Raw genomic sequence first — 16,550 nt, 5'->3', positions numbered from 1 at the left:
CTAGAGGACGTCCATGGAACGGTTGAAGGTCGAACTGGGTGAACGCAGCTATCCCATCGAGATAGCTGCAGGGTTGTTGCAGCGCCCCGAGGCGCTGGTATCGACCATCAAGGGCAAGCGGGTGATGATAGTGACCAACACGGTCGTTGCTCCGCTTTATCTTGAACAGGTAACCGCTCTGCTGTCGGGTTTTCAGGTTGAACACCTGATCCTGCCCGACGGCGAGGCGTACAAGAACCTGGCGACCTTTGAGCAGATCATGTCTGCTCTGCTTGAAACCAACCATGGGCGCGATACGACACTGATCGCTCTGGGGGGCGGCGTGATCGGGGATGTGGTGGGCTTTGCGGCAGCAAGCTATCAACGTGGCATTCCTTTTATCCAGATCCCGACCACTCTGCTCTCCCAGGTTGACTCCTCTGTCGGCGGTAAAACCGCGGTCAACCACCCCCTCGGCAAGAACATGATTGGGGCTTTTTATCAGCCCAAACAAGTTGTTATCGATACCGAATGTCTGAGTACCTTGCCAGCCCGCGAATTTGCCGCAGGGATGGCCGAGGTGATCAAGTACGGCATCATTTGGGATGCTGATTTCTTCAGCTGGCTGGAGCAGAACATGGTGCGTCTGCAACAGCTGGAACCTGCCGCGCTGGCCTACGCCATCAAACGCTGCTGCGAGATCAAAGCCGATGTGGTCGGTCAGGATGAGACCGAGCACGGCGTCCGTGCGCTGCTCAATCTGGGCCACACCTTTGGTCATGCCATCGAGGCCGAGCAGGGGTATGGCAACTGGCTGCACGGTGAAGCAGTATCCGCTGGCACCATGCTGGCAGCCTGGACTGCGCAGGCCCGTGGCGATATGAGCGAAGCGGACGTTGCGCGTGTGCGCGCTCTGCTGCTGGCCGCCAATCTGCCCATTCATGCGCCTGCCGAGATGGATTTCGCTGCCTTTATTCGCCATATGCGCCGTGACAAGAAGGTGCTGGAAGGCAAGCTGCGTCTGGTGTTGCCGGTTGGCATCGGCCATGCGCAGGTGGTGGGGGATGTGTCCGATGCCGAGTTGCTGGCGGTGATCGAGTCTGGTCGTGACGAATAAACTGCTAAAACTTCCTTCCCAGCGGCAGCTGGTTGACCGGCTGCTGCATCTGATTGAATTCAATCACCCTTTCATTTTTCTCTCCGGTAAACCCGGTTGTGGTCGCGGTACGCTGTGCGAATCCCTGCTCGGCGTGTTGCCGGAAAAAGTGCGGGTGGTAAGCCTGATTGGTACACCTGCCATGAAGATGGTGGATGTGCGTCAGCTGTTATTGCCACAGGTGGTGGCGCGCCCGCTCTTCAATCCACAGGATGCGCTGGCGGAGAGCTTCTTTCGCATGCTGGAGGGGAGCAAGCCAGCCACCCTGTTGCTACTGATAGAGCGGGCCGATCAGTTGCCGGCCGAATTGCTGGGAGAGTTGTGGGCGATCATCCGTCATAACGATACCCTGGCGGCGCCCCATCAGCTGGCCATTATCGTCTCGGGCAGTGACGTCTGGTGTCGTACCCAACGACCGCAGCTCAAAGGGCGTGCCATGCCAGCCCTTGAGCTGGAAGTGCCGCCACTGAGCCCGCCCGAGCAGCGCATCTTCTTGTATGAAAAAGCCAAAGAGCTCAAGATCCCGGCGACCCTCTTGCCCAAGCCGCAAGTGGAGGAGATCCTGAAAACGGCGAACGGACATCCGTCCACCATCATGCAGTTACTGGAGGATATCATGACCGACAGAAGGCCCAAGAAGCGTCAGGCGGAGTTGCCTGTCAAGAAGATTGCCACTGCTATCGCGCTGGTCGCTGGCGGCCTGCTGGCGCTGAGCTACCTGCTGCCTGCGCTGTTTGACAATGAAAGCAAACCGGCGCTGCAGGATCCGGCGCAGAACACGGCATTGCCGATCCCGGTAGCGGGAGGCGATCCCCTCACCGCAGGCGGTTCGAATACCGATGCCGCAGCACAAGGCGCGCAAAACAGCGCTGCAGCCAGTAATCCCAACGGGGTGGTGAAGGATTGGCAGCCGGAGGCGAAAGTGCTGCCCAAATCGGTGGAGAGCGAAACCGTGACCACCGAATCAACCAATTACGAAGGGCGTCGGGTAGTGATCTCTGACGAGGTCGTGCAAAAGCTGATGACCGAACCCAAGGTGAGCGGCGCACTGCCTACTGACGTGGTGGACGAGCTGACCGGCAAGAACCCGAGTGGCACAGCCCCCAGTGGTGCAATCGCAACCACGGCGCCAGCCAGTACCTCCAAAGCACTGAATCCGGCGACAACCGCAACGCCTGCGGCCACCACCAAAACCGCCAGCAACGAGCTGGTTGCCGCGCCAGCACCCAAGGTGGCCCTGACACCGGTCGCCACCTTGAACAAGAAGCCGCGCAACCACTACAGCGTTCAGCTGATGGGGGCGAGCAACACCAAGGCGGTGGATCAGTTTGTCGCCGAGCATGGTCTGGCGGGTAAGGTCTGGGTCTATCAGACCAAATTCCGTGGCAGCCCCTGGTACGTGGTGCTGCAAGGGGATTATGCCGGTCTGACCCAGGCCAAGAGTGCCATTCGCAAGCTTCCGCCAGCCTTGCTGAAAGGCCAGCCCTGGCCCAAGTCGTTTGCACAGGTACAAAAAGAGCTGAAGCAATAGCCTTGATACCGGATAAGGGGGTAGAATCGTCCCCCTTTTTGGGTCTTGCCTTCTTACACACCGGATTTCCATGAAAAAAACACGCGCTTTTTTAAAATGGGCCGGGGGAAAATACTCCCTGGTTGAAGAGATCGCCGAGCGCCTGCCGGCCGGGCGTGTGTTGCTGGAGCCCTTCGTCGGGGCCGGGTCGGTGTTTCTCAACACCGACTACGACGCGTATGTGCTCAACGACATCAATCCGGATCTGATCTGCCTGTACAACCACCTCAAGCTGACGCCGGACAGTTTCATTGCCGAGGCGCGCAAGCTGTTTGTGGCAGAGCACAACCACAAGGCGGCCTATTACCGGCTGCGTACTCAGTTCAATCAGACCGAGACCACCTTCGAGCGGGCACTCTTGTTCCTGTTTCTCAATCGTCACGGTTTCAACGGACTGTGCCGCTACAACAAGAAGGGCGGCTTCAACGTGCCGTTCGGTTCCTACAAGAAGCCCTATTTCCCGGAAAAAGAGCTGTGGGCCTTTGCCGAAAAGGCGCAGAAGGCGACCTTTATCTGCGAGAGCTACGCCGACGCCATCAAGCGTGCCGAAGAGGATTGGGTTATCTACTGTGATCCTCCCTATGCGCCGCTCTCCACTACGGCGAGCTTCACCACCTATGCCTCCGGTGGGTTTACTTTGGATGATCAGGCGATCCTGGCGCGATTGGCCCGCCACACAGCCGCTCACAAAGGGGTGCCGGTGCTGATCAGCAACCACGATATTGAGCTGACTCGTGAGCTTTATCGCGGTGCCCGCCTCGACGAGATCCTGGTCAAGCGCACCATCAGCCGCAATGGCGGCACCCGCAACAAGGTGGCCGAGTTGTTGGCGCTCTATCCGCCCGGAATCGAACCGGAGCAGGGCTACTATCCCAGCGACAGTGAACTGCTGCCACTGACGTAACAGACCATGCGGCGCCCAGGGGCGCCGTTTTTTATGGGCGAGTCCGCGCCCGTGCCGATGTCCTATAACCCGGGTTGCTGGGGGAGGGGAGGTGATTGCCCCATTTACCCCGCATTCGAGTCGTTTTCGCCCGCCTTTTACGTTAAAATTGCGCCGCTTTTTCTCCCTGGCTGCCAATGGATGATGCTGATGAAAGACTTTCTGATTGCCCCCTCGATCCTCTCTGCCGATTTTGCCCGTCTGGGTGACGATGTAGCCAAGGTACTGGCTGCCGGTGCCGACGTGGTTCACTTCGACGTGATGGACAACCACTATGTCCCCAACCTGACCATTGGCCCCATGGTCTGTCAGGCCCTGCGTGACTACGGTATCGAGGCCCCCATCGACGTGCATCTGATGGTCAAGCCGGTGGATCGCATCATTCCCGATTTTGCCAAGGCGGGTGCTTCCCTCATCACCTTCCATCCGGAAGCGTCCGATCACGTTGATCGCTCTTTGGGCCTCATCAAGGAGATGGGCTGCCAGGCGGGTCTGGTGCTCAATCCGGCTACCTCGCTCTCCTGCCTCGAGTATGTGATGGACAAGCTGGATGTGATCCTGCTGATGTCGGTCAACCCGGGCTTCGGTGGCCAGAGCTTTATCCCCGGCACCCTCGACAAGCTGCGTCAGGTGCGTCGTCTGATCGACGAGAGCGGCCGCGATATTCGCCTCGAGATCGATGGTGGGGTGAAGGTCGACAACATTCGCGAGATCGCCGAAGCCGGCGCCGACATGTTTGTCGCCGGCTCTGCTATTTTCAGCCAGCCTGACTATAAAGCGGTGATCGACAAGATGCGTGCGGAGCTGGCTCATGTCACACGCTGAGCGCGCATTTGATTTGGTGCTGTTCGATCTGGACGGCACCCTGATTGACAGCGCCGCCCAGTTGGCGCTGGCGGTCAATCTGACTCTGGCAGACCTCGATCTGGCGCAGGCTGATGAAGCGGTGATCCGTACCTGGGTCGGCAACGGGGCTGACAAGCTGATCCAGCGGGCGCTCGCCTATCGCGAGGCCGATCCCGAGCTGTTTGCCAAGGCCAGACCGATTTTTTTCCAGCACTACAACGCCTGCCTGCTGCAAGGGCTGGCGATGTATGAAGGGGTGGCCCAGAGTCTGCGTCGCCTGCAAAGCCTGGGCTACAAGCAGGCGATCGTTACCAACAAGCCGAGCGATTTCGTGGCACCCATCCTCGATGCCCTTGGCATCAGCGATTGTTTCGAACTCTGGCTTGGCGGCAACTGCGTGCCGGTCAAGAAGCCGAGCCCGGAGCCCTTGCTGCACGCTTGCCAAGAGTTGGGGGTGAGCCCGGCTCGCACTCTAATGGTGGGCGACTCAGAAAATGACGTGCTGGCGGCCAAGGCGGCTGGCATGAAGGTGGTGGGTCTTACATACGGCTACAACTATGGCCGTCCCATCGCCGACTCCCATCCAGACTGGGTATTCGAGCAGTTTGCCCAGCTCGATGCACTTTTGGTCTAATAGCGCAGCTGGGCTGGCTGAATAACAAGGATTAACACTCTCATGACTAAACCAATCGTATTGAGCGGAGCGCAACCCTCCGGTCAACTGACCATCGGCAACTACATGGGGGCCCTGCGTCAGTGGGTCAACATGCAGGATGAGTTCGACTGCCTCTACTGCATCGTCGATCTGCACGCCATCACCACTCGTCAGGACCCGGCTGCACTGCGCAAGGCTTGTCTGGACGCGGCAGCCCTCTATCTGGCGGTCGGTATCGATCCCAAGAAGAGCACCGTCTTCATCCAGTCTCACGTGCCGCAGCACGCCGAGCTGGGCTGGATCCTCAACTGCTATACCCAGATGGGTGAGTTGTCGCGCATGACCCAGTTCAAGGACAAGTCCGCCCGTTTCGAGAACAACGTCAACGTCGGCCTGTTCGGTTATCCGGTGCTGATGGCGGCCGACATCCTGCTCTATCAGGCTAATCAGGTGCCGGTCGGCAACGACCAGAAGCAGCATCTGGAGCTGACCCGCGACATCTGCACCCGTTTCAACAACCTCTATGGTGAGGTATTCACCATGCCGGAGCCCTTCATTCCGACCGAAGGGGCGCGGGTGATGAGTCTGCAGGATCCGACCAAGAAGATGTCCAAGTCGGATGACAACGAAGCCAACTTCATCGGCCTGCTGGAAGATCCCAAGCAGATCGTCAAGAAGATCAAGCGTGCGGTGACCGATTCCGACGAGCCGGCGGTGGTGCGTTTCGACCCGGAAAACAAACCGGGTGTCTCCAACCTGCTGACCCTGATGTCCGGGGTGACGGGTCGCTCCATCCCCGAGCTGGAGCAGCACTTCGAAGGCAAGATGTACGGTCACCTCAAGACCGAAACCGCCGAAGCCGTGGTTGCGCTGCTGGAACCGATCCAGGCCCGTTTCCACGAGTTGCGTCAGGATGAGGCCCATCTGATCGCGATTCTGGCAGAAGGCGCACAAAAGGCGCGCGAAAGAGCTGAAAAAACCCTGACCAGCGTATATGATGTAGTCGGCTTCGTTCCTCGAGCCTGACATACTGGGAAGGTGTAGTAGAAGAGAGCTGGGTATTTGCCTGGCTTTCTTTATTTTCTGCCCGGCTATTTTGTTTAATTTCTTTATTTCAACCTGGGTAATATCCCCAAGAGAAAGCATGCCTGTTCAACCAACTATTTCTGCTGAAGAGCTGAGTGACAAAGGTCACTGGCTACGTAAATTTCGCAAGGCGAAAAACCTCAATACCCTGCAGTTGATGGTCTCCAATGCCATCGACAAGCACCATAAAACCCCTGCCGTTGCTGCCGCCATCTATCTGGCCGAGTGTCAGCGTGAACGGGAAATGGAACAGGGTCGTTATCTCGATCGTTAATTCTCCGCTGTTGGTTATCTCATGCTGTTGTTGATCGATAACTACGACTCTTTTACCTGGAACCTGGTGCAATATTTCGGCGCCCTGGGACAAGAGGTTGTGGTCAAGCGCAATGATGAACTGACGCTTGATGCCATAGCGCAGCTCTCCCCCCGTTTTCTGGTGATCTCTCCCGGTCCCTGTACGCCCAATGAGGCAGGGATCTCTCTCGATGCCATCAGCCACTTTGCTGGCAAGCTGCCCATTCTCGGCGTCTGTCTCGGTCATCAGTCGCTGGCGCAGGCCTTTGGCGCCCGCGTAGTCCGTGCCCGTCAGGTAATGCACGGCAAAACCTCGCTCATCCGCCATTGCAATGAGGGGGTGTTCAAGGGGCTCAACAACCCGCTTCGGGTGACCCGTTACCACTCGCTGGTGGTGGAGCGCGACACGCTGCCCGACTGCTTCGACATTACCGCCTGGAGCGAGCATGCCGATGGCTCGTTTGACGAGATCATGGGGCTGCGCCACAAGAGGCTCCCCATCGAGGGTGTTCAGTTCCATCCGGAGAGTATTTTGAGCGAGCAGGGCCATCAGTTGCTGGCCAACTTTCTGGCGCGTTCATAAAAAGTTGTGATCGCCTTCTCAAGTTCGAGAGAAGGCAAAAAAAATTTCCCTGACACTTTATTCACCCCCTCTCCTGCCCAAATTATCTCTTGCCAAGCCCCCCTGAGTCGTTATGCAATGCGGTTGCCTAAAATCTCAAGAGCAATCGAACATTGTTCCTTATAGGCCGTCTTGTTACAGACTTTTTACTTTATTTCTGTGATAATCCCGTCACGTTTACACGGATTTAACTTTTGGGCGGTGGATTATTCTGTCGCCGAATCGAAGGAGAGCTATATGTCAGAGTTGTTGGCAGTGACACGTGAAGTGTTTGATGAAGTGATGGTTCCCAACTATGCGCCCGCCAAGATCATCCCGGTGCGTGGTGAAGGGTCACGTGTCTGGGATCAGGAAGGGCGCGAGTATGTCGACTTCGCCGGTGGCATCGCCGTCAACGGTTTGGGTCACTGTCACCCCAAGCTGGTCGAGGCCCTGAAAACCCAGGGCGAGAAGCTGTGGCACCTCTCCAACGTCATGACCAACGAGCCGGCCCTGCGTCTGGCCAAGAAGCTGGTCGCCGCCACCTTTGCCGACAAGGTCTACTTCTGCAACTCCGGCGCCGAGGCAAATGAAGCGGCCCTCAAGCTGGCTCGCCGCTACGCCATCGAGAAGTTTGGTGAGCAGAAGACCCAGATCATCGCCTTCAATCAGGGCTTCCACGGTCGTACCTTCTTTACCGTCAGCGTTGGTGGCCAGGCAGCCTACTCCGATGGCTTCGGTCCCAAGCCCGGTGACATTACCCATGTTCCCTACAACGATCTGGCGGCGCTGGCCGAGGTGATCTCCGACAACACCTGCGCCGTGGTGATGGAGCCGCTGCAAGGGGAGGGGGGCATCATTCGTCCTACCGACGAGTTTGCCAAAGGGGTGCGCGAGCTGTGCGACAAACACAATGCCCTGCTGGTGTATGACGAAGTGCAGTCCGGCATCGGCCGGACCGGTGATCTCTATGCCTATATGGGTCTGGGCGTAACGCCGGACATCCTCACCAGCGCCAAGGCGCTGGGTGGCGGTTTCCCCATCGGCGCCATGCTGACCACCAACGAAATCGCCTCTTACCTGAAAGTGGGCACTCACGGCTCTACCTACGGCGGCAACCCGCTGGCCTGTGCGGTCGCCGAGGCGGTGATCGACGTGATCAATACTCCGGAGGTGCTGGCTGGCATCAAGCAACGCGAGCAGCTGTTCCGCGATGGCCTTGAAGCAATCAACGCCAAATACCACTGCTTTAGCGAGATCCGCGGCAAGGGTCTGCTGCTGGGCGCGGCCCTGAGCGATGCCTACAAGGGGCGCTCCCGCGACTTCCTGCTGGCCTCCATCGATCAGGGGCTGATGGCACTGGTAGCCGGTACCAACGTGGTTCGTTTTGCCCCTTCACTGGTGATCCCGGAAGCGGACATCAAGGAAGGGTTGGTCCGCTTCGAGAAGGCGGTTGCCCAGGTGGTTAACGCCTGATTCCAAATTGAGGTGGGGAGCTCTCCCGGCAGGAGCCGGGACCCCACCTGTCGTCAATGAAAGGGAGTTGTCATTTATGTTGGTTATCCGTCCCATCGAGCAAAAAGATTTTGCCGGGCTCAAGACCTGCGCCATCGAGTCCGGCACCGGCATGACCTCGTTGCCCGTCAACGATGAGCTGCTGCAGCGCAAGATTGATGCCTCTACCCAGACTTTTTCCGACAAGCCCGCCGGCAAGGGGGACTGCCTCTACTTCTTCGTGGCTGAGGATCTGGAGACCGGCGAGATGGTCGGCACCTGTGCCATCGATGCCGCGGTTGGCCTCTCCCAGCCGTTTTACAACTACCACATCGGCAAGGTGGTGCACTCTTCTCCCAAGCTCGGCATCTACAACGTCGTTGAAACCCTGACCCTCTCTAACGACTACACCGGCAACTCCGAGCTCTGCACCCTGTTTTTGCGCGAATGTGCCCGCGAGGGGCTCAACGGCCGCCTGCTCTCCAAGCACCGCTTTCTGTTTATGGCCGAGCACCCCGAGCTGTTTGACGAGACCGTCTTCGCCGAGATGCGCGGCGTCTCCGATGCCAACGGTCACAGCCCCTTCTACGAGTGGCTGCAAACCCACTTCTTCTCGATGGATTTTCCTACCGTCGACTATCTGACCGGCATCGGCAAGAAGCGTTTTATCGCCGAACTGATGCCCAAGTACCCCATCTACGTCAATTTGCTGAGCAAAGAGGCGCGGGCCGTTATCGGCCAGACCCACGAGAAGACCCGCCCGGCCATCAAGATGCTGCAGGACGAGGGCTTCGTGAACCGTGGCTACGTCGATATTTTCGATGCGGGCCCCACCGTCGAGTGCGACGTGAAGAATATCCGCAGCGTGCGCCGCAGCAAGAAGCTGCGGGTGCTGGTGGGCGAGCCCATCGGTGGCAAGACCCACCTTATCTGCAACAGCCGTTTCGAACATTACCGCGCCTGCTACGGCAATATCCGGGTCGATCTCGACAAGCACGAAGCCATCATTCCGCCCAAGATGGCGGCGGCACTCAAGGTGCAGGATGGCGACATGGTGCGGGTGGTTGACCTCGACTGAGGCAAACAGGACAAGCAAACCGATTATCAGACAGGCAGCCGAGGCTGCCTGCCAGCGACAGGGAGTGAATGGATGAGCCAGTTAGTGCAATTTATCGACGGTCAGTGGCTTGCCGGTGAAGGCAAGCCGTTCGAGTCAACCGATCCGGCCAAGAACGAGGTGATCTGGCAGGGGGCTGCCGCCAGTGCGGCGCAGGTGGATGCCGCCGTCAATGCCGCCCGTGCCGCCTTCTACCACTGGGCGGACATGAGCCTTGAGGATCGTCTGGCCATAGTGCGTCGTTATGCCGACCTGCTTGGCGAGCAGAAAGAGGCGCTGGCCCTGACCATCGCCCGCGAAACAGGCAAACCGCTGTGGGAGACCCGTACCGAAGTAGCCGCCATGCAGGGCAAGATTGCTATCTCCATCCGTGCCCATGACGAGCGTACCGGCACCGTTGAAAATGCCATGCCGGGCGCCAAGGCGTTTGTCCGTCACAAGCCCCACGGTGTGGTGGCGGTGTTCGGCCCCTACAACTTCCCGGGCCATCTGCCCAACGGCCATATAGTCCCGGCGCTGATTGCGGGTAACGCCGTGGTGTTCAAACCCTCCGAGCTGACCCCCATGGTCGCGGAAGCCATGGTCAAGGTGTGGCAGCAGGCCGGATTGCCCAAGGGGGTGCTCAATCTGGTGCAAGGGGAGGTAGAGACTGGCAAGGCGCTGGCTGGCAACCTCGATATCGACGGCCTCTTCTTCACCGGCTCCTCCCGCACCGGCCATTTCCTTCATCAGCAGTTTGCCGGTCAGCCGGGCAAAATTCTGGCTCTCGAGATGGGCGGCAACAACCCGCTGATCGTGAAAGATGTGAGCGACATCGACGGCGCCGTCCATGCCATCGTCCAGTCGGCATTTATAACCTCGGGTCAACGTTGCACCTGTTCCCGCCGTCTGTTTGTCGAGCGCGGCGAGCGGGGCGATGCGCTGGTCAAGCGACTGATCGAGGTGGTCAGCCAGATCAAGGTCGGCCTCTATGACGCCGCCGAGCAGCCTTTCATGGGTTCGATGATAAGCGAGAAGGCAGCACAGGGCATGGTCGAGGCGCAAGCCAACCTGCAGCGCCTCGGTGGCGAGAGCCTGCTTACCCTCAAGCACCTGGAAGCGGGCACCGGCTTTGTCTCCCCGGGCATTATCGACGTGACCTCAGTGAGCGCGCTGCCTGACGAAGAGTACTTCGGCCCGCTGCTGCAACTCATTCGCTATGACGATTTCGATGCCGCCATCGATCAGGGCAATGCTACCCGTTATGGTCTCTCGGCCGGTCTGCTGGGTGACAAGGAGGCGGACTGGCACCACTTCTTCAAGCGGATCCGCGCCGGCATCGTCAACTGGAACAAGCCCATTACCGGTGCATCCAGTGCCGCGCCGTTTGGTGGTATCGGCGCTTCCGGCAACCACAGAGCGAGCGCCTACTACGCTGCTGACTACTGTGCTTACCCAGTTGCCTCCGTTGAAGACAGCAAAGCCGCCATGCCGGAGCAACTGTCGCCCGGCCTGCGCTTCTAATAACGACACGGGGCATCCAGCGGTGCCCCCATCTGTACCCGCAATCAAAGGAAAGAGAGATGCAAAAGGATATCGACACCCTGTTCAGCCATCTGTGGGACAACTACATCAAGGTGACCCCGAGCGCCCTCAAGGTGCACACCCTGCTGGGTGGCGGCGAGCCCATCGTCAACGATCACGTGGCGTTTCGTACCTACAACCTGCCCAAGCTGGGGCTGGAGAAGCTGGCCGCCCACTTCCTGGCGCTCGGTTACGAGCAGAAGGGCGAGTACGTTTTCAAGGCCAAGAAGCTCTACGCCAAGCACTTCGAGCATCAGGATCCGGACGCTCCCAAGGTGTTTATCAGCGAGCTGAAGGTGGAAGAGCTCTCCCCAGCGGCGCAGGCCATCATCCACAAGCTGGCGGATCAGGTGCCCGATCATCTGACCGATACCCCGGCATTTCTCTACACCGGCGCCCCCTGGCAGGTCTCCTATGCCGATTATCAGACTCTGCTGGCGGAGAGCGAGTATGCGGCCTGGATGGCAGCATGGGGCTATCGTGCCAACCACTTCACGGTCAATATCAACAAGTTGAAGGATTTCGACACCATCCATCAGGTCAATGCGGCGCTCAAGGCGGCGGGTTTCGTGCTCAACAGCGTGGGTGGCGAGGTGAAAGGGGATCCGCAGGTGATGCTGGAGCAATCCTCCACCATGGCCGACAAAGCAGAGGTGCCGTTCAGCGATGGGGTGCGTACCATCCCGAGCTGCTTCTACGAGTTTGCCCTGCGCTATCCGCAGGCCGATGGCGTGCTCTATCCGGGCTTCGTCGAGGCTTCGGCGGACAAGATCTTCGAATCGACGAATGCCATGTAACGGGAGCCACCCTGTTTCAGTCGCAACGCCTCCTTTGTGGAGGCGTTTTGTTTGGCGCCGAGTGACGGTATCGGGTGTTGTCTGACGCCGCGTGAAGAGGGGATTTGGACGGCGCCTAACAGGTGAAAATTTGTTGATAAAAATGTGAACTAGATCACTTGAGACGACACAGATTGACGCTGGCGGCGGAGCAAAAAGGAGTAGAATGGCGCTTTATTTTTGCGGGGCCAATCGATGCCTAACTATCACTTTTTCAAGCAGGGTCAGGCGCTTACCTATCTAGATGCCAATGCACCCAGCTATAGCGATGAGCGTCGTCAACTAGTCGAACAGGGATTTGCCGCCATCGCCGCCCCCACCTTTGCAGATACTCCGGCCGAAGCCCTTGAGTTGCTTCGCATTCATCAGGCACTACAGGACGAGGCCAACGCCCTTTGTTTGACGGTGGCCGCTATTCCGGCTGCGATCGCAACTCTGTCCGGGCACTGACGCTGCCGCTATGCTCACGTGAATAAAAAATGGTGCCACTGTGATGGCACCATTTTATCGGTTTGCCTGCTTGCCCTGAGTACTTTACCGCTGGTGCAGGTCACCTTCGATAACCAGCACGGTATCCATCCCTGCCGCCTTGCCAGCCTCAAGCCCGATCCGGGTATCTTCAAATACCAGACTGTTGGCGGGATTGGCGCCGAGCAGTTCGGCCACCTGCAAGAAGGTATCAGGGTGCGGCTTGTGGTTGGTGACATCATCGGCGCTCACCACCACCGAGATATAGGCGTCGAGTCCGGTACTTTTCAGGATGGAGTCCGCCTGATTGCGCGGTGAGCCGGTGCCAATCCCCATCTTGACCTTGCCGTGATAGTGCCTGACCAGCTCCCACATCTTGGGAAAGACGCTGACCTTGTCGATGTGCGCCATGTAGAGGGCAATCTTGCGGCGGGTAAAAGCCTCGACATCCACCGTCAGCCCCTGCTGCTCGGCCAGCATGGCGATGATCTTGCGGGTGGGAATGCCGCCGTACTGATAGAGCTGTTCCCGCTCGAAGGGGATGCCGAATTCGGCGCAGGTGAGCTCCCAGGCATCCAGATGAAGGGGCATGGAATCTACCAAAGTGCCATCCATATCGAAAATCAGGGCATCGTAGTGATCAAACCCGTACTGCTCACGCTCGCTCATGGGGGCTCCTCGAATCAAATAGAGCAGGCTAACAGAAATGGTCGGCGTTTTGTGGGATCGGCCTCATGGTTGGGCAGATTGTGGCCGCCGTTTTTTCTATCTCTTGCTGATTTGTGAGACAATAATCCGTTCATTGCCGGATACTTTGGCATATCAGATCAGCGAGTCCGCTTATGACCTCGAAAATATCCCCCAAAACCATTTTCTCCAGTGTGGCGCTGGTGATCGCGCTCGGTTCACTGGAAAAGAGCATAGTCACCACCCCGCTGCCCATGATTGGCGCCGAGTTGCACGCCGGTGCCGCCCTCACCTGGGTGGTCACCGCCTACCTGCTGGCGGCCACCGCCGTGCTACCTCTCTACGGCAAGCTGAGCGATCTCTTTGGCCGGGTGCGGATGCTCAATATCGGCATCGGCCTGTTTCTGGCGGGCTCGGTGGCCTGCGCCCTCTCCCAGGATCTGCAGACCCTGCTGGCTGCGCGGGTGCTGCAAGGGCTGGGGGGGGGCGGCCTGATTGCCCTCGCGTTTACCGTGATTGCCGATACCATTCCGCCGCGGGAGGTGGGCAAATATCAGGGCTACATCTCAGCGGTCTATGCGGTCTCCAGCATCGCCGGCCCCTTGCTCGGCGGCTACTTCACCGAGCAGCTCAGCTGGCGCTGGATCTTCTGGATCAATCTGCCGCTCGGGGCGCTGGCGGTCTTTCTCATCAACCGCAACCTCAAGCAGCTCAACGTGCGTCGCCACAGTCGCTTCGACTGGAAGGGGGCGGGTCTGCTGATTACCGTCACCACGCTCACCCTGTTGCTGCTCTCGCCGGAGGCGGCGCTGCCCGCCGTCTGGCTTTCGGCGGCGCTGGGCGTGGCACTGCTGCTGCTGATTCTGATTGAGCGGCGTGCCCACGACCCCATATTGCCCGCCCATCTGGCCCGGTTGCCCGGCTATCTGGTGAGCGTGCTGCTGGTGATGCTCTCCCAGTTGCTGATGTTTGCCGTGCTGGTCTATCTGCCATTGCAGATGCAGTGGCAGAAGGGGATGAGCGCCAGCGAGAGCGGGATGAGCATGGTGATCTTCATGATTTGCATCACCGCCGGGGCCTTTGTCGGTGGCAAGCTGATTGGCCGTACCGGTCACTACAAAAGCTTTGTTGCGGTCGGGTTTGCGCTGGCGGCGGTGGCGCTGTGGCAGATCCACTTCGATGCCTGGGTCAGACTGGCGCTCGGGTTTGCGGGTATTGGTCTGGGTCTGGTGCTGCCCGCCCTCTCGGTGGTGGTGCAAAATGCCCTGCCACGGCAGGATCGCGGCATCGGCATGTCGCTGTTCAACTTCGGGCGGGAGCTTGGCGGTGCCGTCGGCGTGGCCATCTGCTCCATGCTGTTTCATTTCCGCCTGCCAGCCGGCAGCGATGGCGATCTGAGCCGGCTCGCCCCCGATCTGCTGGCCCCGGGCTTCAGCGCAACCTATATCGGCATGGCACTGATCGCCACGCTGGCGCTGCTCATCACCTTGCTGGCGTTGAAGCGCCACGAGCTGGCCTCCATCAGCGCCTGATCCGGCCTGTGCCGACATAGGCTCACCATAGATAGCATCAGGGCTCCCCGCGGGGAGCCCTGATTGTTATTTGGCGAATAGCGTGGCTGTTGCCATCAAGCCATGCGCGAGTTACTCCTGCGCCGGACTCTCCTTGCCTGCCAGCTGGCTTAGCCAGGCGAAGCGGCGATTGGCCTCCTGCTCCGCCTCTTCATAGAGCTGGTTGGCCACCTCCGGCAGCTGGCGCTCCAGCCGCTGGAAGCGGGGCTCATGGCGCAAGGTCTCGGCCAGCGAGGCATTGGGTGCCCGCGAGTCGAGTGCCAGCGGCAACTTGCCCTCGTCAGCGCGGTGCGGATCGAAGCGGTAGAGAGGCCAGAAGCCGGTGGCAGTCAGCTGTTTCATCTGCTCATGGCTCTCGGCCATGTCGTAGCCATGCTCCTCGCAGGGGCTGTAGGCGATGATGAGCGAGGGGCCCGGGTAGGCTTCCGCCTCCTGAATCGCTTTTACCGTCTGGTTCATCTGGGCGCCGAGGGAGATCTGCGCCACATAGACGTGACCATACATCATCACGCTGGCCCCGAGATCCTTGCGCCCCTTGCGCTTGCCCTGCTCGCCAAACTTGGTGATGGCCCCAAGCGGGGTTGCCTTCGACTGTTGGCCGCCGGTGTTGGAGTAGCACTGGGTGTCGAGCACCAGCACATTGATGTTTTCCCCCAGACTCAGCACATGGTCGAGCCCGCCAAAGCCGATGTCGTAGGCCCAGCCATCGCCGCCGATGAGCCAGACCGATTTCTCCACCAGATAGTCCGCATCGCGAGCCAGCTCAAGGGCCTCCGGAGTCTTGCTCTGTTGCAGCAGCGCTCGCAACTGCTGGATATGGGCCCGCTGCTCGGCAACCGGCAGGGTGGCATCGCCGAGCACCTCGCGCAGCGCCACCGGTATGGTGTCGCCCAGGCTCGCCAGCAGACGGCGCACCCGCTCCCTGTGCTGATCGACGGTGAGACGGAAGCCCAGTCCGAACTCGGCGTTGTCTTCAAACAGCGAGTTGGCCCAGGCCGGCCCGCGCCCCTCTGCGTTGGTGGTGTAGGGGGTGGTAGGCAGGTTGCCGCCATAAATGGACGAGCAGCCGGTGGCGTTGGCAATCAGCAGTCGATCGCCATAGAGCTGGGTCAGCAGCTTGATGTAGGGAGTCTCGCCACAGCCGGAGCAGGCGCCCGAGTATTCAAACAGCGGCGAGATGAGCTGGGAGGTGCGAATGTCGATGCGCTCCAGCTGCTCGGCGCTGCGCTCTGGCAGATCGAGGAAGAAGTCGTAGTTGGCCTTCTGCTCGTCGAGGTGAGCGAGGCGTGAAGCCATATTGATCGCCTTGCGATCCGGGTTGCTGCGATCCTTGGCCGGGCACACCTCGACGCAGAGGTTGCAGCCGGTGCAATCCTCCGGCGCCACCTGCAGCACGTACTGTTGGCCGCGCATGTCACGGGATTTCACATCCAGCGCATCGAGAGTGGTGGGAGCAGCGGCCAGCGCATCCGCTTCCACCACCTTGGCGCGAATGGCCGAGTGGGGACAGGCGGCGACACAGTAGTTGCACTGGGTGCATAGCTCCGCCTCCCAGATGGGGATCTCCTTGGCGATATTGCGCTTCTCCCAGCGGGTGGTGCCGACTGGCCAGGTACCATCCGGCGGGAAGGCGGAGACCGGCAGGTTGTCACCCAGCCCAGCCAGCATGGCGGCGGTGACGGTC

16 protein-coding genes are annotated in these 16,550 nt (G+C 59.5%); 14 read left to right on the top strand and 2 right to left on the bottom strand.

Going from position 1 to position 16,550, the window contains the following annotated elements:
• The first annotated feature begins 13 nt into the window (after positions 1-13).
• The 13 genes from aroB to L972_RS09910 all read left to right on the top strand — a co-directional run bounded on the left by aroB (position 14) and on the right by L972_RS09910 (position 12,590).
• A complete protein-coding gene (gene aroB, locus L972_RS09970; RefSeq protein WP_005362254.1) occupies positions 14-1,096 on the top strand; it encodes a 3-dehydroquinate synthase in 1,083 nt (360 codons plus the stop codon).
• Positions 1,086-2,666, top strand: a complete 1,581-nt coding sequence (locus L972_RS09965) for an SPOR domain-containing protein (RefSeq protein WP_047437951.1) — start codon at positions 1,086-1,088, stop codon at positions 2,664-2,666. Before aroB ends, L972_RS09965 begins: the two co-directional genes overlap by 11 nt.
• Positions 2,667-2,736: 70 nt before the next feature.
• Positions 2,737-3,609, top strand: coding sequence for a Dam family site-specific DNA-(adenine-N6)-methyltransferase (locus L972_RS09960; RefSeq protein ID WP_005335008.1), 873 nt, complete (start codon positions 2,737-2,739; stop codon positions 3,607-3,609).
• A gap of 189 nt (positions 3,610-3,798) precedes the next feature.
• Complete coding sequence (gene rpe / locus L972_RS09955; RefSeq protein ID WP_005335006.1) at positions 3,799-4,473, top strand: ribulose-phosphate 3-epimerase; 675 nt, start codon at positions 3,799-3,801, stop codon at positions 4,471-4,473.
• The gene (locus L972_RS09950; RefSeq protein ID WP_021229794.1) at positions 4,460-5,128 is read left to right on the top strand and encodes a phosphoglycolate phosphatase; all 669 of its coding nucleotides are present in this window, start codon (positions 4,460-4,462) and stop codon (positions 5,126-5,128) included. The genes rpe and L972_RS09950 overlap by 14 nt, the downstream gene beginning before the upstream one ends.
• A 42-nt stretch (positions 5,129-5,170) precedes the next feature.
• Positions 5,171-6,175, top strand: a complete 1,005-nt coding sequence (gene trpS / locus L972_RS09945) for a tryptophan--tRNA ligase (RefSeq protein WP_005362251.1) — start codon at positions 5,171-5,173, stop codon at positions 6,173-6,175.
• 118 nt (positions 6,176-6,293) lie between these two features.
• Entirely contained in the window at positions 6,294-6,509 is a 216-nt protein-coding gene (locus L972_RS09940) for a hypothetical protein (RefSeq protein ID WP_005334997.1), read from the top strand.
• 21 nt (positions 6,510-6,530) lie between these two features.
• Complete coding sequence (locus L972_RS09935; RefSeq protein ID WP_021229795.1) at positions 6,531-7,112, top strand: aminodeoxychorismate synthase component II; 582 nt, start codon at positions 6,531-6,533, stop codon at positions 7,110-7,112.
• Between the two features lie 276 nt (positions 7,113-7,388).
• Positions 7,389-8,606 (top strand): aspartate aminotransferase family protein, encoded by a 1,218-nt coding sequence (locus tag L972_RS09930; protein WP_047437948.1) that lies wholly within the window; start codon positions 7,389-7,391, stop codon positions 8,604-8,606.
• A gap of 76 nt (positions 8,607-8,682) precedes the next feature.
• Complete coding sequence (gene astA, locus L972_RS09925) at positions 8,683-9,702, top strand: arginine N-succinyltransferase (protein WP_005334994.1); 1,020 nt, start codon at positions 8,683-8,685, stop codon at positions 9,700-9,702.
• A gap of 72 nt (positions 9,703-9,774) precedes the next feature.
• A complete protein-coding gene (gene astD, locus L972_RS09920; protein ID WP_047437946.1) occupies positions 9,775-11,244 on the top strand; it encodes a succinylglutamate-semialdehyde dehydrogenase in 1,470 nt (489 codons plus the stop codon).
• A gap of 59 nt (positions 11,245-11,303) precedes the next feature.
• A complete protein-coding gene (locus L972_RS09915) occupies positions 11,304-12,101 on the top strand; it encodes a DUF1338 domain-containing protein (RefSeq protein WP_021229798.1) in 798 nt (265 codons plus the stop codon).
• Positions 12,102-12,335: 234 nt separating this feature from the next.
• Positions 12,336-12,590 (top strand): hypothetical protein, encoded by a 255-nt coding sequence (locus tag L972_RS09910; protein WP_047437943.1) that lies wholly within the window; start codon positions 12,336-12,338, stop codon positions 12,588-12,590.
• 84 nt (positions 12,591-12,674) lie between these two features.
• On the opposite strand, the gene L972_RS09905 is transcribed toward L972_RS09910, so the two are convergent.
• Positions 12,675-13,277: an HAD family hydrolase gene (locus tag L972_RS09905; RefSeq protein WP_047437942.1), complete on the bottom strand. Its 603-nt coding sequence runs from the start codon at positions 13,275-13,277 to the stop codon at positions 12,675-12,677.
• 173 nt (positions 13,278-13,450) lie between these two features.
• On the opposite strand from L972_RS09905, the gene L972_RS09900 reads away from it, so the two are divergent.
• Entirely contained in the window at positions 13,451-14,827 is a 1,377-nt protein-coding gene (locus tag L972_RS09900) for an MDR family MFS transporter (protein WP_193556525.1), read from the top strand.
• Positions 14,828-14,938: 111 nt separating this feature from the next.
• On the opposite strand, the gene L972_RS21880 is transcribed toward L972_RS09900, so the two are convergent.
• Positions 14,939-16,550 (bottom strand): 4Fe-4S dicluster domain-containing protein (locus tag L972_RS21880; protein WP_047438227.1); only part of this gene is annotated, 1,612 nt, incomplete at its 5' end.

It is taken from the genome of Aeromonas sp. ZOR0001 (assembly GCF_000801015.1).
GTDB classification, from domain to species: domain Bacteria; phylum Pseudomonadota; class Gammaproteobacteria; order Enterobacterales; family Aeromonadaceae; genus Aeromonas; species Aeromonas veronii.
This window is presented reverse-complemented; position numbering and strand designations above follow the sequence as displayed.